The organism is Megasphaera indica (genome assembly GCF_046614755.1).
In the GTDB taxonomy this organism is placed as follows: Bacteria; Bacillota; Negativicutes; order Veillonellales; family Megasphaeraceae; genus Megasphaera; species Megasphaera intestinihominis.
The window spans coordinates 31,287-55,033 of record NZ_JBKKJR010000018.1 but is presented as its reverse complement, the minus strand read 5'-3'; the positions used below and the strand labels follow the sequence as shown (position 1 = coordinate 55,033).

The following is a 23,747-nucleotide window of genomic DNA, read 5'->3' as shown; positions in this document are numbered from 1 at the left end:
TCGACTTGCATGTGTTAAGCACGCCGCCAGCGTTCGTCCTGAGCCAGGATCAAACTCTCCATGATATATGGAAGAGCGTTTGGCTCTTGTTTATTGATTGGTATTACTCATTGTTTGACGTTCTATATAATAGAACCTCGCACGTTGGCGTTCATTCAGTTCATTGTTCAGTTTTCAAAGGACATCGTTGCCATCGCTTCATCGCGACGACTTGTATATCTTACCAAACTCCGAGAAGTCTGTCAAGCCCTGATTTGAACTTTTTTCAATTCAATCAGTGCCGGTCCGCTAAGCGAACTCATACAGACACAACAAAACAAACCTATCGTTTCTTTCGTCCGTCTCAGTACAGCTGGTTCCTATATAATAGCATTTAGCTTGCAAAATGTCAACACTATTTTTCTAACAGGGAAAAATAACGGTGGATATGGCAGGCCAGGAAGACCGTGAACCGCTGTTCCCAGTCAGCCAGATCATAGGGAATGAGTTTCTCCGCCTTGTGGATGCGATAGGCTACGGTATTGCGATGAGTGTAGAGCTGGGCCGCCGTTCCCTTCAGGCTGCCATCGTGGCAGAGATAGGCTTCTAGCGTTTCGTACAAACTGGACCGGTGGCTTTCATCATAAGCCAGCAAGGCTCCCAGGGCCCGGTCGTGGAGGACGCGCAGCACCCGGTCATCGGGCTGGGAAAAGAAGAGGGCATAGGCGCCGAGGGCTCCGAAATAGCACCAGGACTGCTGATGGAGACGGGCCCATACCAAAGCCTGCTGCCCCTGGTGGCAGCTGTCTGGCAGGGATTTCAAGTCAGGCGCCGTCAGGCCCTGGCCCGTCACCAGGCGGTCATGGCCTTTGAGCCAGGCGACGAGTGCTGCCGGCAGCGTTCCCTGCAGGAGCAGGACGATTGTGTCCTTATAAGGAAATATAAAGTATGGCTGGTCCAGCCCGTTGAGGAAGGACTTGCTGTCAGCCAGAAAATCGGCATCGCCATCGGCGCCGGCCAGGACCAGTGCCGTATACGGCCCCTCGTCCTGCCAGCCCGTCAGGGCCAGTTCAGTCAGGACCGACGACCCCTGGACGCCGAAGAGGAATTCCTTCCACGCCGTAATGGCCCGGTATTCTTCACGGTTGGTCAAAAAGAGGGCCGACAAGAAGGATTGGGTAATGTCGGCCAGGCGCACTTCCCAGGGCATGGTGAACAACGGGAAGGCCGCTTCCTCACAGCGTTCTTTCAAGGCTTCCGTAATATCCGACGGCAAGAGGTACTTTCCCGTATTGACGACCAGCCCGGCCGCATCGGCTGCCAGCAGGGCATCAACAAAACGTTCCAGCCAATGCGGGTCGCCGTGGCTGGCCAGGCCCGTCGTGAAGATGAAGGCGTGAGGCCGCAAAAAAGTGCCATAGTCGGCATCTTCCATGACCTGCACCCAGGCCACGTCGCGGCTCAGTCCCTGCCGTCCGGCCAGGAGGTCCAGTTTATATTTGTTTTCATCCTGCCTGTAAAGTTGAGCGATGGATAGAGACATGGGACTCCCTCCTTTGTGTCGTCAGCACAACATCATATTTTTAACTTTGGTTTCCCAGCTTCTTGTTGTTTTTAATAGTAAAACGTATAATAAGCGTATCGTTTAAGATTATCCATACAAAGTCTTTCATAAAGCACTCACCAAGGCTTTGTATCTTGCATTGATAAGGGGGAGACATTATGTTAAAAGATGAATTACCGAAAATCGTTACCCAGACCGTTCCCGGCCCGAAAGCCGCTGCCGTCCTGGCCCGCCGCCGTCAGGCCATCCCGGATGCCATCGGGACCATCTATCCGACAGTCATCCAGCGCGGCGAAGGCGCCATGTTTGAAGACGTAGACGGCAACTATTTCCTCGACTGGGTCGGCGGCGTCGGCGTCCTGAACATCGGCTATTCCCAGCCGGAAGTCGTCAAGGCCGTCCAGGACCAGGCCGGGAAGTATTTCCATGCCATGGCCAACATCGTCACCCATGAAGGCTACGTCGCCCTGGCGGAAAAACTCAACGCCATCGCGCCGGTCAAGGGCGACAAGAAACGCTCCTTCTTCATCAACAGCGGCGCTGAAGCCGATGAAAATGCCGTCAAAGTCGCCAAGGCCTATACGAAACGGCCGAACATCATCGTCTTCTCCGGCGCATTCCACGGCCGCACGCTCATGACCATGGCCATGACGGCCAAGAAAGCCTACGCCCGCGGCATGGGCCCCTTCCCGGACGGCGTCTATCGGGCCGAATTCCCTTATCTCTACCGCAAACCGGCTGGCATGAGCGATGACGAAGCCCTGGAATTTTACCTGAATTCCCTGAAAGAAGTCTTCATGTACGCTTCGCCGGCGGAATACGTCGCCGCTATCGTCGTCGAACCGCTCCAGGGCGAAGGCGGCTTCATCCCGGCTCCTATCCCCTGGATCAAGGCCCTGCGCAAAGTCTGCGACGACAACGGCATCCTGCTCATCGCCGACGAAGTCCAGACCGGCTGGTGCCGCACAGGCCGCATGCTGGCGACGGAATACTGGAAAGAAGCCGGCTGCCCGCCGGATATCATCGCCACGGCTAAATCCATCGGCGGCGGCGTGCCTCTCGGTGCCGTCGTAGCCCGCGAAGAAATCATGGAATCCGTCCCGGCCGGCGTCATCGGCGGTACTTTTGGCGGCAACGCCCTGGCCTGCGCTTCGGCCCTGAAAGTCATCGAAATCATGGAACGGGACCATTTGGCCGACCGGGCTTTGGAAATCGGCCAGAAAGTCTGCGCCCGCTATGAACAGTGGAAACAGAAATACGACGTCATCGGCGACTACCGCGGCTTAGGCGCTATGCTCGGCCTGGAATTCGTCCACGACAAAGCCAGCAAGAAGCCCTATCCGGAACTGGTCACAGCCGTCATCAAAGAAGCGGCCCAGCACGGCCTGATCATGGAAAACTGCGGCATTTACGACAACGTCATCCGCTTCCTCTGCCCGCTCGTCGTCACCGACGCCCAGCTCGATGCCGGCCTGGACATCCTGGAACAGGCCATCATTACCTGCACGAAATAATCAGTATTTCTCTCCCATGACATCGAGGGCGACCATGGCCATGGCCTTGGCGCCCGTCAATGCCTGCATCTTGCCCAGGTCGCTGCCAGCGGCTTGGGCAAATTCTTTCGTATGGGCATTGATGTCGTAGCCGATGCAGATTTCCGGCTGGCTGACCCGCGTAATTTGGCTGACATTGCCTACGTCCGTCGAGCCTTCGGCATAGTCGTCGTCGCGGACGCCGAATTCTTCGTAGAGCTGGTTGAAGGCGTCGGCAAAGTAAACGTCCATCCTGGGGTCATTGATCATATTCTTATAGAGCGGTTCATAATGGACCATTTCCACTTTCGCTCCGTGTGCGTCGGCGACGTCACGGGCGATTTTTTTTATGTCCGGCAGCATCTTGTCTTCCAGGTATTCCACTTTCAGGGCCCGGATGGTCGCCTTGAGGACAGCCTGGTCAGGCACGATGTTCGGCGCCGTACCGCCTTCGGTGATGATGGCGCCGATGATATGGCGTTCGGTCAAGGTCTTTTCATAGGCCTTCAGGCGGCCATAGAAATCGACGAGGGCATCGAGGGCATTGACGCCGTGGTAGGTCGCATCGGCGACGTGGGCCGCCTTGCCGAGGAAGGTGAACTGCATGGGGTGCGTCGCATAGGACGTGCCGCCGATATAGGTCTTATCCGTACCGGGATGGACGATGACCGCCGCGTCCAGGCCGTCGAAGACGCCGTGTTCGCTCATATAGACTTTGCTGCCGACGGTCTCTTCGGCCGGACAGCCGTAGACGTGGACCGTCGCCTTGTCGCCGGCCGCTTTGGCAAAGGCCAGGGCCGCGCCAACGCTCATGGCGGCGATGAGGTTATGGCCGCAGCCGTGGCCGATTTCCGGCAGGGCATCGTATTCGGCCAAAAAGCCCATCTGAAAAGGACCGTGGCCGCAGACAGCGTGAAAGGCCGTCGGGAAAGCGTCGGCGACGGGATTGTCGATGGCAAAGCCGCGGTCCTGCAGGATTTTTTTCAGCGTCGCCGATGCGAAGACTTCGTTCATGCCCGTTTCCGGGTGGTCGTGAAGGCTTTCGGCAATGCCGTAGATGACCGGTTTCAGTTCATCTACATAGCGGCAGGCCTGGTCTTTCAAATCTTTATATTCCATGAGAATCTCTCCTATCCAAATTACAGCAGCGTAAAGCGTACGCCGTCCAGGCGGGCTTCGAGACCGGCCATCTGGCCCAGGGGCAGCCAGGCGTTGTCGGCACCGTGGCCGAAGGGCAGGCCCATGACGGCCGGTTTGCCCCACTTGCGGGCATAGGCCTGGAGGACTTCTTTCACCGTCCATTCATAACGGGCGCCTTCGTCAGGGCCGCAGTGGTGGAATTCGCCGAAGGCGATGGCCTGGACGCGGTCGATGAGGCCCGATTCCTCGAACTGGCAGAGCATGCGGTCCAGGGCATAGGCCTCTTCCCCGACTTCTTCCAGACAGAGGATGGCTCCGTCTGGCGGATCGATGGCATAAGGCGTGCCCATGAGGACCGACAGGAGCATCATATTGCCCCCGGCCAGCGGACCCGTGACGGCACCGGGGACGAGGGTTTCCGGCTGGCAGCCCGGCGGCAGCGGCAGTTCCCGCGCTTCATAGGGATGCTGCAGGCCGTAGGCGAACTGCTCTTTCGTATATTCCGAGGCATTGCGGCCCAGGGACATGACCATAGTCCCGTGGATGGGACAGAAGCCGCAGCGCTGGAGGAAGGCCGTATGCAGGGCCGTAATATCGCTGAAGCCGACGAACAATTTGGGATGGGCCGCAATGAGCTTATAGTCCAGCAGCGGCAGGATGCGCGTCGCCCCATAGCCGCCGCGCAGGCAGACGATGGCCTTGACGGCGTCGTCGGCAAAGGCTTCGTTGATATCCCTTGCCCGCAGCCGGTCGGGGCCGGCCAGATAACCGTCAAAGGCAGATACGGATTTCCCGATTTTCAATTCATAGCCGAGGGACCGCAAGAAGGTGAGGCCCTTGGTCACATCGGCACCGGCCAGGGCTGACGACGGGGCAACGACGGCGATGGTGTCGCCAGCTTGCAAAGGTTCTGCATAGGTATACTCCATAAGGCTACTTCCTTTCTGATTCATCGATATAGGCTTTCTTGAAATCGACCAGTCCCAGCGGCGACCAGTGGTAGCCCCTGATATAGGGCTGGGCCACGTAGGGCTGGGTCGTGTAGTACAAGGGGATGATGACGCAGTCGTCGAAGAGCATCTGTTCCGCTTCGTGGAGATAGGCCATGCGCTGTCTTTCGTCGTTGCTGGCCTTGGCTTTGGCAATCAATGCATTATACGCCGGGTTGTGGTACTGGGCGTCATTTTCGTCATCGGCAAAGACGTCGAGGAAGGTCATGGGGTCGATGTAATCGGCGATCCACGACGCCCGGGCCAGCTGGTAGTCGCCTTGGGCGCGGGTGGCCATGAAGACTTTCGATTCCTGGTTGGTAATATTGACGTCGACGCCGAGGTTTTCTTTCCACATGGCCTGCAGGGCTTCGGCTATAGCCTTGTGCATTTCATTGGTATTGAAGAGGAGCGTCACTTCCGGCAGCGGGTGCTGGTCATCGTAACCGGCTTCCTTCAGGAGCTGGCGGGCTTTGGCCGGGTCTTCGGCGATGAGGTTCCCCCCTTCCTTACGGAAATCACGGCCTGTGGCCTTGTCCTTCAGTCCCGGCGGGACCCAGGCGTAGGCCGCTTCCTTTTCACCGCGGACGATGTACTTCATCAGTCCCTGGCGCTGGACGGCCAGGGCAAAGGCCTTGCGGACGCGGACGTCGTCAAAGGGCTTCTTCTGGACGTTGAAGACGTAGTAATAGGCGCCGAGATAAGGTGCAATCTTATAGAGGCCCATCTGTTCCAGCCGTTCCTGGTCGGCCGGCGGCGGTTCGACGGTCATGTTGGCCTGATTGCTTTCGACCAGGGTCAGGCGCGTCGCCTGGGAATCGCTGATGGGGAAATCGAGGTGGTCCAGGATGACCGAACCGGCATCCCAGTAGCGGTCGTTCTTGACGACTTCGATTTCACTGGAATGGTTCCAGGAAACGATTTTATAGGGGCCGCTGCAGACCATGCCGTCCGCATCGGCAGCCCACGTATCGGGCTTGGCTTCGACGAGCTTCCTGGGGACGGGATAATAGCAGTGGAACGCCGTCAGGTTGAGGAAATACGGCGTCGGTTCCTTCAGGCGGACGACCAGGGTCCGGTCATCGACGGCTTTGACGCCGACGGCATCGGCCGAGGCCTTCTTATTGAAATAGTCTTCGGCCTTGTCGATACAAAAGAGCATATAGGCATTTTCCGAAGCTACGTCGGGATCGACGACGCGCTTCCAGGAATATTCGATGTCGCCTGCCGTAATCGGCGTGCCGTCGCTCCATTCGATGCCCGGCCGCAGGTGGAAGGTATACGTCTTGCCATCCGGTGAGATATCCCAGCTTTCGGCCAGGGCCGGCTGGGGTACATCGTCATCGTCGAGGCGGGTCAGGCCTTCAAATATCTGCAGTTCCACATTGCTTTCGACGAGGGCCGTCGTCATGGCCGGGTCCAGCCGCGACGGTTCCGCTTCCAGGACGTAGCTGACCGTATCGGGGTGCTGGATGCCGCAGCCGCTGAAGAGGACGGCCGTCAGCAGGCAGCTCAGGAGTAAGAGTAATTTCTTCATCGTCTGCCTCCTCTCGCATGATGGCAGGCGACGAAGCGGTCGTCTGCGACCTGCCGGAAATGAGGCACGTCGATGCGGCAGACTTCATCGGCGTAGGGACAGCGGGGATGGAAGACGCAGCCCTTGGGCAAGTCGAGGGGGCTCGGCACTTCGCCGCAGACGATGGTCCGGCGCCGGTAGTGCGGGTCCGGCCGGGGCACGGAGGCGATGAGCATCTGAGTATAGGGGTGGAGCGGGTCGTGGAAGACGGCGTCGCCCGGCCCCAATTCGACGAGGCGGCCTAAATACATGACGCCCATGCGGCGGCTCATGTGATGGACCATGGCCAGGTCATGGGCGATGAACAGATAGGACAGGCCCCGTTCCTGCTGCAGGCGCTGCATCATGTTGACGATCTGGACCTGGACGGACACGTCGAGGGCCGAAATAGGTTCATCGCAGAAGACACATTCCGGGTCGACGGCCAGGGCCCGGGCGATGCCGATGCGCTGGCGCTGGCCGCCGCTGAATTCATGGGGATAGCGCTGGGCCGCTTCAGGCCGCATGTCGACCTGTTCCAATAAGGACGCCACGCGCTGACGCCGCTGGCTGTCGTCCTGACAGAGATGGTAGTTGCGCAGGGGCTCGCTGATGATGTCCTCGACGGTCATGCGCGGGTCCAGCGAGGCATAAGGGTCCTGGAAAATCATCTGGACGTGGCGGCGATAGTCGCGGCCCACAGCGCGGTCGGCAATGTCCCTGCCCTTATAGGCAATGGATCCGCCGGTCTTGGCATATAAGCCCAGCAGGGTCCGGGCAAAAGTCGATTTGCCGCAGCCCGATTCGCCGACGAGGCCGACCGTCTCGCCCTGGCCGATGGTCAGGGACAAGTCGTCGACGGCGGTCAGGGTCTTCTTGGGCCGTCCCAGCCAGTCCCGCTGGACGACGAATTGTTTACTGATATGTTTGGCTTCGATGAGGTTCATGGCAATGCCTCCTTGGCCGCGGCGGCCTGGGCCAGCCAGCACGTGTAATGATGGCCCGGTCCGGCTTCTTCCCGCGGCGGCGCCGCCGTCATGCAGGCCTTCATGGCCTGGGGGCAGCGCGGATAGAAACGACAGCCCTCGGGCATGTGGAAGAGGTCCGGCGCCTGGCCGGGGATCCCGGTCAGGGCTTTATCCTTCTGGGCCGGGTCCGGCAGTGACGCCAGGAGGCCCTGGGTATAGGGATGGGCCGGGCGGTAGAAAATATCATCGGCCGTCCCCTCTTCGACGATGGCGCCGGCATACATGACATAAATGCGGCGGCACATCTGGGCGATGACGCCGAGATTATGGGAAATGAGGACGACGGCCATGCCCAATTCCGCCTGGAGGCGCTTGAGGACATCCAGGACCTGGGCTTCTGTCGTCACGTCAAGGGCCGTCGTCGGTTCGTCGGCAAAGAGGAGCCGCGGCGAACAGGACAGGGCCATGGCGATGAGACAGCGCTGGCGCATGCCGCCCGATAATTCATGGGGATATTGATGGAGCCGCTTTTCCGGCGACGTCAGTCCGACGGCTCTGAGCAGTTCCAGGGCCTTGGCTTCACAGGCTTTACGGCCCAGGTGCTGGTGCAGGGCGATGCCCTCGCAGAGCTGGTTGCCGATGGTCAGGACGGGATTGAGCGACGTCATGGGGTCCTGGAAAATCATGGCCATGTCGCGGCCGCGCAGGCGGTTCATCTGCGTTTCCGACAAGGGGATGACATCGCGGCCGTCCCAGAGGATCTGGCCGCCAGTATATTCCGTCGCTTCAGCCGGCAGCAGCTTCATGGCCGCCTGGGACGTGACGGATTTACCGCAGCCCGATTCGCCGACGATGCCGACGGTTTCGCCGGGATTGACGGTCAGCGATACGTCGTGGACGGCTTCCAGCAGTCCCCGGTAAGTATGGAAAGAAATGGTCAGATGGCGTACATCTAATAAGGCTTGCATTAGCGTCCCTCCTTCTGGTTCTGCGGGTCCAGGGCGTCGCGCAGGCCGTCGCCGAGGAACATGAAGCCCAGCATGGTGATGCACAGGGCCAGGGCCGGGAAGACGAGCTGGAACGGGAAGGAGCGCATACTATTGATACCTTCTGAAGCCAGGACACCCCAGCTGGCCATGGGCGCCGATACGCCGAGGCCGATGAAACTCAGGAAGGCTTCTGTAAAAATCGCGTCGGGAATGGACAAGGTCAGGGTGACGATGATCGGCCCGACGCAGTTGGGAATCATATGACGGCAGAGGATATGCCACGTCGACGTCCCGCAGGAGCGGGCGGCCATGACGTATTCCTGCTGCTTCAGGCTGAGGATCTGGCCGCGAACGATGCGGGCCATGTTGAGCCAGTAGGCAATGCCCAGGGCCAGGTAGATGTTGAGCAGGCCCGGCTTGAAGACGACCATGAGCAAAATGACGTAGAGCAGCATGGGAATGGAATAGAGGATGTCGACGATATGCATCATGATCTGGTCCGTCCGGCCGCCGACGAGGCCGGCAATGCCGCCGTAGATGACGCCGATGAAGACGTTGATCAGGCTGGCGACGAGGCCGATGGACAGGGAAATGCGGGCGCCGTAGAGGACGCGGACGAAGAGGTCACGGCCCAGGGAATCCGTACCGAACCAGTGCGCAGCCGACGGCCAGGCATTGGCTGCCGTCAAATCCTGGTCGGCATAAGTATAGGGCGCCAGCCAGGGGCCGGCAATGGCCAGGAGGCTCATGACGACGACGATGGCCAGGCCCCATAAGGCCAGGCGGTTCTTCTTCATCTGCCGCCAGCCCCGGTCGCGCAGGGTCTGGGGCGGTACATAGGGTTCCGTCCGGTCAGCAGCCGTAAGCGGTGTAAAATCCATCATCAGCCCTCCTTCTTTCCATCCATGGTGATCCGCGGGTCCAAGAGCGGATAAATGACATCGATGAGTAAATTCATCATCATGATGAGGAAACTGTAAAAAATCGTAATGCCCAAGATGACCGTATAGTCGCGGTTATAAATGCTGGTGACGAAGTGGCGTCCCAGGCCGGGTATGGCGAAAATCGTCTCGACGATGAAGCTCCCCGTCATGAGGGCCGCTGCCAAAGGGCCGATATAACTGACGACAGGCAGCAGGGCGTTGCGCAGGGCATGGTGGCAGATGAGGGACCGCGTGCCGATGCCCCGCGACCGGGCCGTGCGGATATAGTCCTGTCCCAGGGCATCGAGCAGGCTCGACCGGGTCAGGCGCATGATAAAGGCCGTCGGCTGGGCCGCCAGGGCCAGGGCCGGCAGGATGACGTAAGCCGGCCCCTTCCACAGGGCCGCCGGCAGGATGGGCCAGGTAAAGGCGAAGAGCTGGATGAGGACCGCTGCCAGGATGAAACTGGGCACAGAGACGCCCAGGGTGGCGCCGACCATCATGGTGTAGTCGATCCAGGTATTCTTATACCAGGCCGCGGCCATGCCGGCCAGGACGCCGGTACCGATGGCCAAAAAGAGGCTGATGAGCCCCAGCTGGGCCGATACGGGAAAGGTTTCGGCAATGATATCGTTGAAGGTCTTGCCGGGATACTTATAAGAAGGCCCCAAGTCGAGGACGGCTGCATGGCGGACGTAATCGACGTACTGGGACCATAAGGGCTCGTCAAGGTGATATCGGGCTTCGACGGTTGCCATGACGGCCGGCGGCAGCTTCTTTTCCTGCGTAAACGGGCCGCCTGGGATGGCATGCATGAGGCCAAAAGTAATGGTGATGATCGCCCATAAGACGACACAAGCGCCGGCCAGGCGCTTTGCAAGGTACATGGCCAATTCAGGTTCCTTCCTTTCCAACATAGATATTATTCATTATAAGGCTGTGTTCCCATCGTGACAAGTTGTAATTCCCGAAAAGGCGGCGTATAATAAGAAGTTAGCACGTTAACAATCCATACGAGAAAGGTGATCGCCGTGAACTGGAAATTCTGTCTGGCCATTCTGACCTGCAACGTCGTCTTCATGTCTTCAAGCTATACCATGCTCATCCCCTTCCTGCCCATGTACCTGACGCGGGAACTGGGCGTCGATGCGGCCTCGGTCAACATCTGGTCCGGTGTCGTCTTTTCGTCGACCTTCCTCATCAGCGCCATCATGGCGCCTATCTGGGGACGCATGGCCGACCGGCGGGGCAAGCGGCTCATGGCCATCCGCGCCAGCCTGCTCTTATCGATCAGCTATTTTCTCGGCGGCATCGTCACGTCGCCGCTGCAGCTGACGTTCATGCGCATGTTCCAGGGCTTCGCGTCGGGCCTGTGGCCGATGGAACTGGCCATCATGACCATCTATGCACCGCCGAAGAAATTGGGCATCTGCCTGGGCATCATGCAGGGCGCCCTGACGGCAGGCGGCATCATCGGCCCCCTCTTCGGCGGCATCCTGGCCGAAGCCTTCGGCATGCGCATGTCCTTCTTCCTGGCAGCCGGCGCCCTGTTCCTCAACTTCGTCGTCCTAGTCTTCTTCATCAAAGAACCGCCGACGGATACAGCCGCAGCGGATACGGCCGCAGCCGGGGCAGAAGGCGAAAAGGTCAGCCTCTGGAAGATTCCCGTCATCCGCCTGATGCTGGTCAGTGCCGCCCTGGTCCAGGTCGTCATCCTCATCGTCCAGCCCATATTGACGACATACATCTCCCACCTGGCCGGCGAGCTGGACAACCTGGTCTTCATTTCAGGCCTCATCTTCTCACTAGGCGGTTTTTCCAGCGCCATTACGGCACCGCTCTGGGGGCGCTTCGGCCAGCATCACGGTTTCGTCAAGGCCCTGCGCCTGTCCCTGGTCCTGGCGGGGATCTTCTTCTTCGTCCAGGCCATCCCGGACACGCTGTACGCCTTTGCGGCCAGCCAGTTCGCCATCGGCCTCTTCTTCTCCGGCATCTATCCGTCTATCAACGCCATCCTGGCCGAAAAGACCAGTGCCAGCATCAAAGGGCGCGTCTTCGGCCTGATGTTCTCAGCCCAGCAGGTCGGGGCCATGGGCGGCCCCATCCTGGGCGGCGTCATCGCCACCTTCCTGGGCATGAAATACGTCTTCCTGGCAGCCGGCGCCCTGCTGCTGTTCATCAGTATCGCTGTCCAGCGCAAAGCCCGCCAGCTCCACGAAGCCTAGCCCCGCGTGCCGCGGTTATGGGTGTAATTGGGCAGGAGCTTCGGCGACAGGATGTCGTCATCGACGCGGGCTTCTGCCCGTTCTTCGTCGAAACGGCGGACGTGGTCCAGCGTCCCTTTCCCAGTATGGGCCGTCTGGCTGTAAGAAGCCGCTTCCGTCCCGGCAATGCGGCCGAAGACGATGATATCCAGGAGACTGTTGCCCATGAGGCGGTTCGTCCCGTGGATGCCGCCGACGTCTTCGCCGGCAGCGTAGAGGCCGGGTATCTTCGTTTCGCTCTTGGCGCCGATGCAGATGCCGCCATTCTGGTAATGCAGGGTCGGATAGACCAGGATGGGCTGCTTGCGGATATTGATGCCGAATTTTTCATACATGTGGATCATGGCCGGCAGGCGCTTTTCCATGGTCCCTTCGCCGTTGATGAGGTCGACCATGGGCGTGTCGAGCCAGACGGCCGGCCCGTGGAGGGCATAGACGCCCTTGTCCCGTTCCTGACATTCGCGGATGATGGCCGCAGCGACGACGTCACGCGTTTCCAGGGGATGGAGGAAGGCTTCGCCGTTCTTATTGACCAGCATGGCCCCGAGGGAGCGGACCTTTTCCGTCACTAAAGCGCCGTAGATCTGCGGCGGATAGGCGGCGCCTGTCGGATGGTACTGGATGGCGTCGGCATAGATGAGGGGCACGCCGGCACGGTAGGCCATGACCAGGCCGTCGGCTGTCGAACCGTAGTGGTTGGACGTCGGGAAGCCCTGGTAATGGAGACGGCCGGCGCCACCGGTTGCGATGATGACGCTCTTGGCGCGGACGACGTGGTATTCCCGGGTATCGAAATCGTAGAGGACGGCACCGGCCGCCTTCCCTGCTCCGTCGAGGAGGAGTTCCACAGCCGGTGAATATTCGACGACGTCGACGCCGGCATTGCGCACTTCGTCGCGGAGGACGCGCATGATTTCCGCCCCTGTATAGTCGCCGCAGGCGTGCATACGCTTGCGCGACGTGCCGCCGCCATGGGTCGTGACCATGGAGCCGTCGCTGTTCTTGTCGAAGAGGACGCCCAGCGAGCTGAGCCACTGGATGGCTTCCGGCCCGTGGAGGACGAGTTCGGCCAGCAGTTCAGGCTTGTTCTTATAATGGCCGCCGCCGATGGCGTCGAGATAGTGGGCCGCCGGCGAATCGCTTTCCTTGTCGGCTGCCTGGATGCCGCCTTCGGCCATGCCCGTATTGGCATCGCCTATGCGCAGTTTCGTCGCCATGAGGACCTTGGCGCCGTGCCGGGCCGCTTCGATGGCAGCCGCCGCACCGGCGCCGCCACCGCCAATGACCAGGACATCCGTTTCGAACTGGATATGGTCCAAGTCGACGTCGGCCGTATCCATGCGGCTCTTGCCCAGCAGCAGGGCGGCCAGTTCCTTCGGCACTTTATCGCCTTTATTGGGGCCGACAGTCAGGACGGCAAAGCCTTCTTCATGGTAATCCGGATGGTACTGGCGCAGGAGTTCCCCCTTCTCTTCTGCCGTAAAGCGCGGCAGTTCTTCAGATAAACGGATATTCCGCGTAGCTTCGACCCGCGCCTGGGAAGCCCGCATTTCTTCTGTATAAATCATGATCGTCCCCCTATTTCTCAATATCCCGCGATTCATATAAGCGGCGCAGTTCATCGTCACCGGCTGCCATCAGATGCTGGACGTCGGCCACGAACTGGCCTTCCCGGATGGCCTGGACGCGCTGGTCCAGGTGCTTGCTCTTCTTGGCGATGTACTTGCCCATGAGGCGCCGTGCCAGGAGGCCGACGGCACCGTGACTGATCTTGGCCGGGCAGCTGGCAGCGCAGATGTTGCAGCAGACACAGCGGAAGGATTCCTTGGCACAGCCGGCATAATCACCGCGCTGGGCCAGGGCGATGTACTTCATGACCTGGATGCCCTGGGGACAGTTCCGCGTACAGGCGTTGCAGTGGATGCAGTTGTAGATTTCCGGATAGAGCTGGCCGACGACGTTGCCGGCTACGGGCAGGTCGTCCATATCGTAGGTTTCTTTCTTGATGGGAAACGATTCCAGGCGGCCGACGCACATGCCGTCTTCGACCTTCGTCTGGCAGGCCAGGGCCGAATGAGTCTCCGTCTGGCCCTGCAGGCGGTAAACGACGGCACAGGCCCCGCAGAACCCGCTGCGGCAGCCGCAGCCGCGGACCAGGCGGAACCCGGAATATTCCATGGCCCGCATGATCGTCAGATCTTCAGGGACCGAAAACTTCTTGCCCAGTAAATAGACCGTTACCATTTTCATAATGATAAAAACTCCTTTGTGAATGAATGGCAAAAGGGCTTGTCGTACACGACAAGCCCTTTTTTAGTTGCTAGTGGCTAGTTGTTAGCGATTACTCCAGTACTTCCAACAGGCAGTCACCGCTGATGATGGCCTGGCCTTTGGTGGCGTAGATTTCACCGACTGTGCCGTCGATAGGCGACGTGATGGTCGTTTCCATCTTCATGGCTTCGGTAACGACTAAGGGTTCGCCTTTCTTGACTTTCTGGCCCTTGGTGACCAGGACTTTGACGACAGACCCGGACAGGGTTGCGCCGATGTCGCCGGCTTTGTCGGGGTCAGCCTTGCGGCGGGTGACGGTCTTCATGTCGACGCTCTTATCCTGGACCTGGATTTCGCGTTCAGCACCGTTGAACATGAAGGTAATCGTGCGGACACCACTGTCATCGGGATCGCTGATGTTGATGAGGGTGATGATGAGGTCCTTCCCTTCTTCGATTTCAACGTGGACTTCTTCGTTCTTCTTCATGCCGAAGAAGAAGGTCGGCGTATCGAGGACGCTGACATCGCCGTATTTCTTGACCGTTTCGTTGAAGTCCTTGAAGACTTTCGGATACTGGCAGTACGCGTTGATGTCTTCGTCTTCGTGTTTATAACCGGCATCGGTCAATTTCTTGCGGATAGCTTCGAAATCGACAGGAGCCAGGCTCTTGCCCGGGCGTTCCGTAAGGGGTTTCTTGCCTTTCAGGACGATCTTCTGGAGTTTTTCCGGGAAGCCCTGATAAGGAATGCCGATGCGGCCTTCAAAGAATTCGACGACAGACTGCGGGAAGTCGAGGACGTCGCCTTTATCATAGACATCCTGTTCCGTCAGGTTGTTCTGGACCATGAACAAGGTCATGTCGCCGACGACTTTCGACGACGGCGTAACTTTGATGATGTCGCCGAACATCATGCTGACCGTGTGGTACATCTTCTTGATTTCGTTCCAGCGGTCGCCGAGGCCGACGGCTTTGGCCTGCTGGCGCAGGTTGGAGAACTGGCCGCCCGGCATTTCATGCTGGTAGACTTCCGTGTTCGGATACGCATCGGCTTTGTCGACGCCCTTATAGTACGGACGGACAGTAGCCCAGTAACGGGACATTTCTTCCATGGCATCGACGTCGATGTCGGGCTGGCGGTCCTTGCCGCTCAAAGCGTAGTACAAGGTGCTCATGCTCGGCTGGCTCGTGCCGCCGGCAAAGGCGGAATAAGCGACGTCGACGATGTCGACACCGGCGTCGATGGCGCGGTCATACGTGCAGATGGCGTTGCCCGAACCGTCGTGGGTATGGAGATGGATAGGCAGGTCGACGGCATCTTTCAGGGCCGATACCAGGCGGTAAGCGGCTTCCGGTTTTAAGAGACCGGCCATATCCTTGATGGCGATGATATTGGCGCCGGCATCCTGCAATTCCTTGGCCATGTTGACGTAGTATTTCAGATCGTATTTATCGCGGGCCGGGTCGAGGATATCGCCAGTGTAGCAGAGGGCGACTTCGGCGAGCTTGTTGTTTTCGCGGACGGCCTGGATCGTGCCATACATGTTGTCCAGGCTGTTGAGGCTGTCGAAGACGCGGAAGACGTCGATGCCGTTCTTGGCCGACAGGTCGATGAAGTTCTTGACGACGTTGTCGGGATAGCTCGTGTAGCCGACGGCATTGGCACCGCGGACGAGCATCTGCAAGAGGATGTTCGGCGCTTTCTTGCGCATCTGGCGCAGGCGGACCCACGGGTCTTCATAGAGGAAGCGGTAGGCTACGTCGAAAGTAGCGCCACCCCAGCATTCATAGGAGAAGAGGTTCGGCAGTTTCTTGGAAGCTGCTTCCAGGACGCGGAGCATATCGATGGAGCGGACGCGTGTCGCAAACAGGGACTGATGGGCGTCACGCATGGTCGTATCGGTAAAGAAGACTTTCTTCTGGTCTTTGATCCACTGGGAGAATTTTTCCGGTCCCATGGCATCGAATTTCTGCTTCGTCCCATCCGGATACGGGCCGGCAACAGGCGTCGGCAGTTCCAGGGCTTCAAATTCCGGTTTGTCCTGATGGCCAGCGTCGGCATAACCGTTGATGGTCGTATCGCCGATGTATTTGAGGAGCTTCGTGCCGCGGTCCTGGACGACGGGCAGGTTGAACAGTTCCGGATGGTCGTCGATGAAGCTGACGTTATACGTACCGGCGATGAATTCCGGACTCTTGAGGACGTTGATCAAGAAGCCGATGTTGGTCTTGACGCCGCGAATACGGAATTCCTTGAGGACGCGGAGCATCTTTTCAGCTGCTTCCTTATGGGTCCGGCCATAAGTCGTCGTCTTGACCAGCAGCGAATCGTAGTACGGCGTGATGATGGCGCCGGTGTAGGCATTGCCGCTGTCGAGGCGGACGCCAAAGCCGCCGCCGCTGCGGTATACCATGATTTTGCCCGAATCAGGCATGAAGTTGTTCATTGGATCTTCCGTCGTGATACGGCACTGGATGGCGTCGCCCAGGCAGCGGACGTCGTCCTGGGACTTGATGTCGATTTCGTCGCTGTCGAGGGCGTAGCCTTCGGCGACTTTGATCTGGGTCTGGACGATGTCGATGCCCGTGATCATTTCCGTAACGGTATGTTCGACCTGTACGCGCGGGTTGACTTCGATGAAGTAGAATTCGCCGTCCGGCGTAACCAGGAATTCGACCGTCCCGGCGTTGACGTAATGGACGTTCTTCATCAATTTCAGGGCAGCGTTGCAGATTTTCTGGCGCAGTTCGACAGGCAGGGCCGAAGCCGGAGCCGTTTCGACGACTTTCTGATGACGGCGCTGGATGGAGCAATCCCGTTCAAAGAGGTGGATGACGTTGCCGTGTTCGTCGCCCATGATCTGGACTTCGACGTGTTTCGGATTGACGATGCATTTTTCCAAATAAATTTCATCGCTGCCAAAAGCCAGTTTGGCTTCCGATTTGGCGCGGTCATAAGCATCGCGAAGGTCTGCCATGCGGTCGACCATGCGCATGCCGCGGCCGCCGCCGCCGTTGACGGCTTTGAGCATGATTGGGAAACCGACCTGCTTGGCGAATTTTTCGACTTCCGCATAGTTCATGACCGGGCCGTCGCTGCCAGGGATGTACTGGATACCGGCCTTCTTCGCCTGGATACGGGCGTTGATCTTATCGCCAAACATGATGAGGTGTTCGACTTTAGGCCCGATGAAGATAATGCCTTCTTCTTCACAGCGTTTGGCCAGGTCCGCATTTTCAGACAAGAAGCCGTAGCCCGGATGAATGGCATCGACGTCGTGTTCGTGAGCAATGCGGATAATATCTTCAATATCTAAATATGCATCTACCGGTTTTTTACCTTCACCGACGAGATACGATTCATCTGCACGGAAACGATGCAGGGACAACGAATCTTCTTTGGAATAAATAGCTACAGTACGGATTCCCAGTTCATTACAAGCCCGAAAAACACGAATAGCAATTTCTCCGCGGTTGGCAACTAAAACCGAACGAATTTTTTTCATGAAAATACCCTCCTGCTTAGAAATATTAAGTCAAGACCGGTAAACGCACAGATGTCCACTCCCATACATTCACCGCTTTCTTCATTATAACAAAATAGGAAAACATTACAAGGGACGGCACACTTTGTCTTTATAAAAATACTGTATACAAGTCATGTTTCTCCGCCCTTTTCGTCGTTTTCCCGGCTTCCCCTGTTTGTCACTTTCATGACGATGCTTGTTCCTTCATATAAGACAATCATGGGGACGGCAATGCACGTCTGAGTGAAGATATCCGTCGTCGGCGACACGACACCGGCAAAGACGAAAGCCAGGAGGACGAAGACGCGGCGCTTGGCCCTGAGCATAACCGGCGTCACCAGGCCCAGGCGGGACAGGACCAGGAGGACCAGGGGCAGTTCAAAGCCCAGGGCGAAGGGCAGCAGGAAGGCGATGAAGAAAGACAGGTACGACGCCAGGGAGAACATGGGCTGCAGGGAAGCCGTGGCAAAGCCCATGAAGAACTGGACCGCCGCCGGCAGGACGAAGAAAAAGGCAAAGGCCGAACCGCCATAGAACAGGAGCAGTGCCGACGGAATGAACCACAAGGCCGTCGTCACTTCCCCGCCACGCAGGGCAGGCCGCAGGAAGCGCCAGAACTTGAAGCAGTGGATGGGCAGGGTCCCGATGAAACCGGCAAAGGCGGCGATCTCTATATAAGAAAAAAAGACTTCTGCCGGATTGAGGAAATACAATTTCCCGGCAGGAGCCGAAATGACGGCGATGATATCTTCAGCATATATATAGGAAATAATACTGCCCACCAGCCAGGCCACGAGGCAGACGATGATGCGCCGCCGCAATTCCTCCAGATGGAAAGTAATAGGAGCTCGTTCTTCAGACATGGGATTTTCCTTTCAGGTGTATAAAAGGGCTTGTCGTATGACGACAAGCCCTTTTAAGTTGGTAGTAGTTAGTTGTTAGTGGTTAGCGGATGGCTTTAAATTTAAACCTTTCTCTGCAAACTACAAACTCTGTACTACAAACTAATCATACATAATGTACGCGCGACGGGTCGTAGCGGTCTTCGCGGGGTTTTTCTTCGGCCGTAGCCTGGGGATAGCCCATGGCGACGATGGCGAACGGGGTCAGGCCCTGAGGAACGCCGAGGGACCGGCGGACGAGGACTTCGCGGGCCTTATACGGGGCGACGCCGAGCCATACGGCACCGAGGTCGAGGTGTACTGCTTCGAGCAGGATGTTTTCGACAGCTGCGCTGAGGTCGAGGTTGATAAAAGCCGGAAAACGCATGTTTTCATCGCGGGAACAGACGACGATGGCCAAAGAAGCACCGGCAGCACAGCCGGCATAGGGACTGCAGTGGGACAGGTCCTGGATGACCCGTTTGTCGCGGACGACGTAAAATTCCCAGGGCTGCTGGTTCCCAGCCGAAGGAGCGGCCATAGCGGCGCGCAGTAACTGTTCTATCTTTTCATCTTCTACCATGGTCGGTAAAAATTTACGGATACTCCGTCTGGCAAAGATTTCGTTCATGTGAATCGACTCCCTCCTATAATCATATGTCTATCTCATTATAACATATCTAGATAGAAAGAAAAAGAAGTTGGAGAGGTTAACCTCTCCGGCCTTTCAGGCCACCTCTCCTATCAGGAGAGGCTTACATCACGAAGACAAAAAAAGGCTTGCCGCTATGCGACAAGCCTCTTTGCTTGGTGCCGAGGGAGGGACTTGAACCCTCACGGTGTTACCCGCCTGATTTTGAGTCAGGTGCGTCTGCCATTCCGCCACCCCGGCATATCTCTTGTGCCCGGCACATAGTATTTCAGTGCTTGGCACAAGAAGAATTATACCATAACTAACGGAATCGTCAAGTATTTTTTTTGAAAATTTTTACGACTTAATGGCCAGCCGGTACTTTTTCTTCCGAATCTTCGGCTACGACCATTTCTTCTTCTTTCAGATGAGCGAAGTATTTCTTCGTTTCGGCGACGACGACGCCAGACAGGCCGATGAGGGCGATGAGGTTCGGGATAGCCATGAGGCCGTTGACGATATCAGCCAGGACCCAGATGACGTCGAGTTTGATGAACGCGCCGCAGGCGACGAGGGCGATGAAGATGATGCGGTACGGCATGATGCCTTTGACGCCGACGAGGTATTCGACGCAGCGTTCACCATAGTAGTTCCAGCCGAGGATGGTCGTGAAGGCGAACAAGGTCAGGCCGACGCAGAGGATGATGCTGCCGTAGGTCGGGAAAGCCATGGTGAAAGCCGCATTGGTCAGGGCTGCGCCATTGACGTCGCCCATCCAGGCACCGCTGACGACCAGGACCAGACCGGTCAAGGTGCAGATGATGATGGTGTCGATGAAGGTACCGGTCATGGAAATGAGGCCCTGTTCAGCCGGCCATTTCGTCTTGGCCGCAGCGGCTACGATAGGCGCACTGCCCAGGCCCGATTCATTGGAGAAGACGCCGCGGGCGACACCGTTGCGCATAGCAACCAGTACCGTGGCACCGAGGAAGCCGCCAGCTGCAGCCGTCGGGGTAAAGGCGCTGACGATGATCTGTTCGACAGCAGCCGGGATCTGGTCGGCAAAGACGACGAGGAAAGCGACCGTAGAAACGACATAGATGACAGCCATGGCCGGGACGATCTTGGAAGCGACACGGGCGATGGACTGGAGGCCGCCGATGGTGATGGCAGCGACGAGGATGGTCAGGACGATAGCCGTGTATTCGACGGGGATGCTCGTCGTCAGGCGCGTGATTTCAACGATGGAATTGACCTGAGCGAAGGTCCCGATACCGAAGAAGGCGACGAGGACGCCGAAGAAGGCGAACAAGAAAGCCAAGGGCTTGTATTTCTTGCCCAGGCCGTTTTCGATGTAGTACATCGGACCGCCGGCGATATCGCCGTTCTTGTCGACCGTGCGGTATTTGACGGCCAGACAGCCTTCGGCGTATTTCGTGGCCATGCCGACGAAAGCAGCCATCCACATCCAGAAGATAGCGCCCGGGCCGCCGGCATGGACGGCCGTAGCGACGCCGACGATGTTGCCTGTCCCGACCGTAGCGGCCAGGGCCGTGCACAGGGCCTTGAAGCTATCTACGTCGCCTTCACCCTGGTTCTTGGCCGTGAAGATGAGCTTCAGCGCTCTCGGCAGGCGGAAGACCTGGAGCAAATGGAGGCGGACAGTCAGCATCAGGCCGGTGCCGATGAGCAGCACCAGCAAGGGCGGACCCCAGACAAAACTATCAATGGCATTCAACGTTTCTAACATCTTTCATACTCCCCTTTTGTTATGGTAATTATAATGACATGAAAAAAGACCTATCATCATCACTCTGAAGATAGGTCCTAAGGGTCGCAGAAAAAGAAAGGTCGTTCTGCCAGCTCTGTCCTTTTGCCTGAGAGATTAGGAATCGCTTCCTTGCACCTTCGGCGCCCAAACGGGACTCTCCAGAGTCGTGTCCACACACGGTCCCACCCCTTTGCGGGGGCACCTGAGAGTTTGACTCCGTCGGTAGGCATTGCCTTCTCCCGTGTGTTTCGTTCACGCAATATGTATGATGTGATTGTTATTATAAACCGGCTTCTTAAAAAATGCAAGCCCTTTACGGAAATTTGTCCGTATTCAGCGAACTTTCTTTACAAATCTGTGTCAGAAAAGGCGTACGGCAGGAGCTGATTCATCGTGACGACGCACCATTCCCCTTTCAGGTTGGCCATGATGACCTTGGGGATATGGAATTCGGCCATGACCTGCCGGCAGGCGCCGCAGGGCGAACAGGGGCCGGGCGTATCGGCGACGATGGCAATAGCCGTAAAGTCCCGCTCCCCTTCGGATACGGCCTTGAAGATAGCCGTCCGTTCGGCACAGTTGCCCAGGGGATAACTGGAATTCTCGATATTGCAGCCGCCATAGACTTTCCCCGACGCGGCCAGGACGGCGGCGCCGACGGGAAAATGAGAATACGGGCTGTACGAATGAGCGCGGTAGGCTTTCGCTTTTTCTATGAGTTCTTCATCAGTCATAGTGACAGCCATCCTTTCAAGTGGTCCATGACCCGGTCGGCCGTCTGCTGCCATTTGAGCGGCGTCAGGGCGATATGACCCTGGCGGATGCAGGCGACATCGCTGTCGTCGGGAGCCGTCGTCATGTCGATATCGCCGACGATACGATAGCAGACGCTGCCGTCGAGGTCGCGTTTCTCAGCGATGACATTGTGGTAAATCTGGACCGTCTGGGGCACGACGCGGACGTTGTCCAGGCTGACATCCCCTTCTGGCGGCACGTTGATGTTGGCGATGCCCGGGAAGCGACCTTTGACGACGAGCTTCTGGACCAGGTCCCAGACGAGGTGAGCCGTCTGGGCGCAGCGTTCATCGGTCATGCCCAGCATGGATACGGCAAAGGCCGGCAGGCCGTAATACGGCCCTTCCATGGCCGCCGACACGGTCCCGGAATAGAGGACGTCGCTGCCCAGGTTATAGCCGTCGTTGATGCCGGAAATGATGAGGTCCGGTTTATCTTCTTTGAGGAAATATTCCATGGCCATCTTGACGCAGTCTACAGGCGTACCGGATACGGCGATTTCCCGGATTCCCGGTACCGTCGATTCGTCGCGGCAGTAGAGGGACTTGTTGATGGTCATGGAATGAGACGCCGCACTGCGCTGGCCATTGGGCGCAACGACAGTCAGGCGGCAGTCATGGGATGCCAGTTCCCGCTTCAGCGTCTGAAGGCCCGGCGCCTTCAATCCGTCATCATTGGTCAACAAAATATGCATAGTCTATCTCCTTACTTCTTATTTTCTTTACGCAATAAGGCCGCGCTTTCATAAGACAGGGCCCGCGTGTGCAGGGTGTGGCTCCATTTCATCTTGTGCCGGTCTTTGAAACCGAGGAAGTTGACAGGAATCCAGCTGTACATGAAAATCGGATAAATAATGAGGTATGCCCATGATTTCGGCGGCACCTTGATCTGCAAGAGGACGATGACCGGAATGAGGTACTGGCCAACACCGATGATGGTCCAAATCTGGACGGGCACGATGGCATTGAGGATATTCGTATAGAAAGGCAGGTACGAATTAATCGAAGCCAGGACGGCGTAAATGGTCGAAGCCATCATGAAAAATGGCTGGGACAAGGTGACGATGCCGTCGAGCATGCGGATGTTGCCGGTCTTGATGCCCCGGGCGAAGAGCTTGGGAATGAAGCGTTCGCCGCAGTCACACTGGCCCTGGGCCCAACGCTTGCGCTGGCGGCAGGACTGCATGAAGCCGACGACCTTTTCGTCGTAAATGATGGCATCATGGGCCCAGCAGGTGCGGACGCCTTCGAGGAGGACTTTCATGGAAAATTCCATGTCTTCCGTCAGGCAGTCGCAGCCCCAGCCGTACTTGCGGACGATTTCCGTGGCGATGCACATGCCCGTGCCGCCCAGGGCCGTGGACAAGCCGATGTTGTACTTGGCCAGGTGCCACATGTGGTTGATGAGCCAGAAGGCGATGGAAAAGGTGCCGGCAATCCACGAGTCCGTCGGATTCTTGGAATCCATATAGCCCTGGATGACCTTTTCCCCCTTGCAGAGGTGGTTGTTCATTTCCCGCAGGAATTCCGGATGGACCAGGTTGTCCGCATCGAAGACGACGAAGGCGTCATACTGCTTCTCCTGGGCCAGCATCTGCGAGAACATCCAGTCCAGGGCATAACCCTTGCCGACCTGTTCCTTGTTGGTCCGCACCTTGACGATGGCCCCGTGCTCGCGGCAGATGTCGGCCGTATGGTCCGTGCAGTTGTCGGCGACGACGTAGATGTCGTACATATCCTTCGGATAGTGGAGCTGTTTCAGATTGTCGATGAGCTGCCAGACGACTTTTTCTTCATTATGCGCGCAAATAACGGCAGCGAAGGTATTCTTAGGCGCTACCGTAATGCGTTCCCGCCGCTTCATGAGGCCGAAGCAGGCGAGGATGAAATAATAGAGGGAATAAAAAACGATGATGACCTGTATGGGTATCATGATGATATCCAAGATGTGTTCCATATGCGACTCTCCC

The 23,747-nt window shown here is 57.8% G+C and carries 19 protein-coding genes, 1 tRNA gene, 1 rRNA gene and 1 riboswitch; of the genes, 2 read left to right on the top strand and 19 right to left on the bottom strand.

Going from position 1 to position 23,747, the window contains the following annotated elements; all coding sequences use genetic code 11:
* Positions 1-65, bottom strand: a 16S ribosomal RNA gene (locus ACFCTO_RS09380); the annotation flags it as partial.
* A 329-nt stretch (positions 66-394) separates the two neighbouring features.
* A complete protein-coding gene (locus ACFCTO_RS09375) occupies positions 395-1,522 on the bottom strand; it encodes a PucR family transcriptional regulator (RefSeq protein WP_292302304.1) in 1,128 nt (375 codons plus the stop codon).
* A 179-nt stretch (positions 1,523-1,701) separates the two neighbouring features.
* Between ACFCTO_RS09375 and ACFCTO_RS09370 the strand changes: the two genes are divergently transcribed.
* Complete coding sequence (locus ACFCTO_RS09370) at positions 1,702-3,057, top strand: aspartate aminotransferase family protein (RefSeq protein WP_292261125.1); 1,356 nt, start codon at positions 1,702-1,704, stop codon at positions 3,055-3,057.
* Here the strand turns inward: ACFCTO_RS09370 and ACFCTO_RS09365 are convergent, their stop codons facing one another.
* The 7 genes from ACFCTO_RS09365 to ACFCTO_RS09335 are packed head-to-tail and all read right to left on the bottom strand — an operon-like array spanning position 3,058 to position 10,532.
* Positions 3,058-4,194 carry an amidohydrolase gene (locus tag ACFCTO_RS09365; protein WP_292300078.1) on the bottom strand — a complete coding sequence of 379 codons (1,137 nt, stop codon included), beginning with the start codon at positions 4,192-4,194 and terminating at the stop codon, positions 3,058-3,060.
* Positions 4,195-4,214: 20 nt separating this feature from the next.
* Entirely contained in the window at positions 4,215-5,144 is a 930-nt protein-coding gene (locus ACFCTO_RS09360) for a S66 peptidase family protein (RefSeq protein WP_292300080.1), read from the bottom strand.
* A gap of 4 nt (positions 5,145-5,148) precedes the next feature.
* Positions 5,149-6,741, bottom strand: a complete 1,593-nt coding sequence (locus tag ACFCTO_RS09355; protein WP_499876782.1) for a peptide ABC transporter substrate-binding protein — start codon at positions 6,739-6,741, stop codon at positions 5,149-5,151.
* Positions 6,738-7,706, bottom strand: a complete 969-nt coding sequence (locus ACFCTO_RS09350; protein WP_292261113.1) for an ABC transporter ATP-binding protein — start codon at positions 7,704-7,706, stop codon at positions 6,738-6,740. The genes ACFCTO_RS09355 and ACFCTO_RS09350 overlap by 4 nt, the downstream gene beginning before the upstream one ends.
* Positions 7,703-8,695, bottom strand: coding sequence for an ABC transporter ATP-binding protein (locus ACFCTO_RS09345; RefSeq protein ID WP_020310691.1), 993 nt, complete (start codon positions 8,693-8,695; stop codon positions 7,703-7,705). The genes ACFCTO_RS09350 and ACFCTO_RS09345 overlap by 4 nt, the downstream gene beginning before the upstream one ends.
* Positions 8,695-9,597: an ABC transporter permease gene (locus ACFCTO_RS09340; protein WP_036200954.1), complete on the bottom strand. Its 903-nt coding sequence runs from the start codon at positions 9,595-9,597 to the stop codon at positions 8,695-8,697. The genes ACFCTO_RS09345 and ACFCTO_RS09340 overlap by 1 nt, the downstream gene beginning before the upstream one ends.
* A gap of 2 nt (positions 9,598-9,599) precedes the next feature.
* A complete protein-coding gene (locus tag ACFCTO_RS09335) occupies positions 9,600-10,532 on the bottom strand; it encodes an ABC transporter permease (RefSeq protein ID WP_499876783.1) in 933 nt (310 codons plus the stop codon).
* Positions 10,533-10,670: 138 nt separating this feature from the next.
* Between ACFCTO_RS09335 and ACFCTO_RS09330 the strand changes: the two genes are divergently transcribed.
* A complete protein-coding gene (locus ACFCTO_RS09330) occupies positions 10,671-11,864 on the top strand; it encodes an MFS transporter (RefSeq protein ID WP_292261106.1) in 1,194 nt (397 codons plus the stop codon).
* Here the strand turns inward: ACFCTO_RS09330 and ACFCTO_RS09325 are convergent.
* The 10 genes from ACFCTO_RS09325 to ACFCTO_RS09280 form a co-directional block, all read right to left on the bottom strand.
* Positions 11,861-13,471, bottom strand: a complete 1,611-nt coding sequence (locus tag ACFCTO_RS09325) for an FAD-dependent oxidoreductase (protein ID WP_499876781.1) — start codon at positions 13,469-13,471, stop codon at positions 11,861-11,863. The two genes, ACFCTO_RS09330 and ACFCTO_RS09325, sit on opposite strands and share 4 nt — an antisense overlap.
* 10 nt (positions 13,472-13,481) lie before the next feature.
* Positions 13,482-14,153 carry a 2Fe-2S iron-sulfur cluster-binding protein gene (locus ACFCTO_RS09320; protein WP_292261100.1) on the bottom strand — a complete coding sequence of 224 codons (672 nt, stop codon included), beginning with the start codon at positions 14,151-14,153 and terminating at the stop codon, positions 13,482-13,484.
* 91 nt (positions 14,154-14,244) lie between these two features.
* Complete coding sequence (locus tag ACFCTO_RS09315) at positions 14,245-17,679, bottom strand: pyruvate carboxylase (RefSeq protein ID WP_418519279.1); 3,435 nt, start codon at positions 17,677-17,679, stop codon at positions 14,245-14,247.
* A gap of 152 nt (positions 17,680-17,831) precedes the next feature.
* Entirely contained in the window at positions 17,832-18,563 is a 732-nt protein-coding gene (tatC, locus tag ACFCTO_RS09310; RefSeq protein ID WP_499876780.1) for a twin-arginine translocase subunit TatC, read from the bottom strand.
* A gap of 145 nt (positions 18,564-18,708) precedes the next feature.
* Positions 18,709-19,212, bottom strand: a complete 504-nt coding sequence (locus tag ACFCTO_RS09305; RefSeq protein WP_020310683.1) for a nitroreductase family protein — start codon at positions 19,210-19,212, stop codon at positions 18,709-18,711.
* Between the two features lie 177 nt (positions 19,213-19,389).
* Positions 19,390-19,473 (bottom strand) — tRNA-Leu (locus tag ACFCTO_RS09300).
* 103 nt (positions 19,474-19,576) lie between these two features.
* Complete coding sequence (locus ACFCTO_RS09295) at positions 19,577-20,962, bottom strand: alanine/glycine:cation symporter family protein (protein WP_292261523.1); 1,386 nt, start codon at positions 20,960-20,962, stop codon at positions 19,577-19,579.
* 105 nt (positions 20,963-21,067) lie between these two features.
* Positions 21,068-21,155, bottom strand: a riboswitch (glycine riboswitch).
* 175 nt (positions 21,156-21,330) lie between these two features.
* Positions 21,331-21,717: a cytidine deaminase gene (locus ACFCTO_RS09290; protein WP_302485643.1), complete on the bottom strand. Its 387-nt coding sequence runs from the start codon at positions 21,715-21,717 to the stop codon at positions 21,331-21,333.
* Positions 21,714-22,472: a 5'/3'-nucleotidase SurE gene (surE, locus tag ACFCTO_RS09285; protein WP_499876779.1), complete on the bottom strand. Its 759-nt coding sequence runs from the start codon at positions 22,470-22,472 to the stop codon at positions 21,714-21,716. Before surE ends, ACFCTO_RS09290 begins: the two co-directional genes overlap by 4 nt.
* A gap of 11 nt (positions 22,473-22,483) precedes the next feature.
* The gene (locus ACFCTO_RS09280) at positions 22,484-23,734 is read right to left on the bottom strand and encodes a glycosyltransferase family 2 protein (protein ID WP_020310679.1); all 1,251 of its coding nucleotides are present in this window, start codon (positions 23,732-23,734) and stop codon (positions 22,484-22,486) included.
* Positions 23,735-23,747 lie beyond the last annotated feature (13 nt).

Excerpts from the sequence above, each read along its gene's own strand:
- ACFCTO_RS09375 (WP_292302304.1), bottom strand. The coding sequence starts at position 1,522 with ATGTCTCTATCCATCGCTCAACTTTACAGGCAGGATGAAAACAAATAT.
- ACFCTO_RS09370 (WP_292261125.1), top strand. The coding sequence starts at position 1,702 with ATGTTAAAAGATGAATTACCGAAAATCGTTACCCAGACCGTTCCCGGC.
- ACFCTO_RS09365 (WP_292300078.1), bottom strand. The coding sequence starts at position 4,194 with ATGGAATATAAAGATTTGAAAGACCAGGCCTGCCGCTATGTAGATGAA.
- ACFCTO_RS09360 (WP_292300080.1), bottom strand. The coding sequence starts at position 5,144 with ATGGAGTATACCTATGCAGAACCTTTGCAAGCTGGCGACACCATCGCC.
- ACFCTO_RS09355 (WP_499876782.1), bottom strand. The coding sequence starts at position 6,741 with ATGAAGAAATTACTCTTACTCCTGAGCTGCCTGCTGACGGCCGTCCTC.
- ACFCTO_RS09350 (WP_292261113.1), bottom strand. The coding sequence starts at position 7,706 with ATGAACCTCATCGAAGCCAAACATATCAGTAAACAATTCGTCGTCCAG.
- ACFCTO_RS09345 (WP_020310691.1), bottom strand. The coding sequence starts at position 8,695 with ATGCAAGCCTTATTAGATGTACGCCATCTGACCATTTCTTTCCATACT.
- ACFCTO_RS09340 (WP_036200954.1), bottom strand. The coding sequence starts at position 9,597 with ATGGATTTTACACCGCTTACGGCTGCTGACCGGACGGAACCCTATGTA.
- ACFCTO_RS09325 (WP_499876781.1), bottom strand. The coding sequence starts at position 13,471 with ATGATTTATACAGAAGAAATGCGGGCTTCCCAGGCGCGGGTCGAAGCT.
- ACFCTO_RS09320 (WP_292261100.1), bottom strand. The coding sequence starts at position 14,153 with ATGAAAATGGTAACGGTCTATTTACTGGGCAAGAAGTTTTCGGTCCCT.
- ACFCTO_RS09315 (WP_418519279.1), bottom strand. The coding sequence starts at position 17,679 with ATGAAAAAAATTCGTTCGGTTTTAGTTGCCAACCGCGGAGAAATTGCT.
- tatC (WP_499876780.1), bottom strand. The coding sequence starts at position 18,563 with ATGTCTGAAGAACGAGCTCCTATTACTTTCCATCTGGAGGAATTGCGG.
- ACFCTO_RS09305 (WP_020310683.1), bottom strand. The coding sequence starts at position 19,212 with ATGAACGAAATCTTTGCCAGACGGAGTATCCGTAAATTTTTACCGACC.
- ACFCTO_RS09295 (WP_292261523.1), bottom strand. The coding sequence starts at position 20,962 with ATGTTAGAAACGTTGAATGCCATTGATAGTTTTGTCTGGGGTCCGCCC.
- ACFCTO_RS09290 (WP_302485643.1), bottom strand. The coding sequence starts at position 21,717 with ATGACTGATGAAGAACTCATAGAAAAAGCGAAAGCCTACCGCGCTCAT.
- surE (WP_499876779.1), bottom strand. The coding sequence starts at position 22,472 with ATGCATATTTTGTTGACCAATGATGACGGATTGAAGGCGCCGGGCCTT.
- ACFCTO_RS09280 (WP_020310679.1), bottom strand. The coding sequence starts at position 23,734 with ATGGAACACATCTTGGATATCATCATGATACCCATACAGGTCATCATC.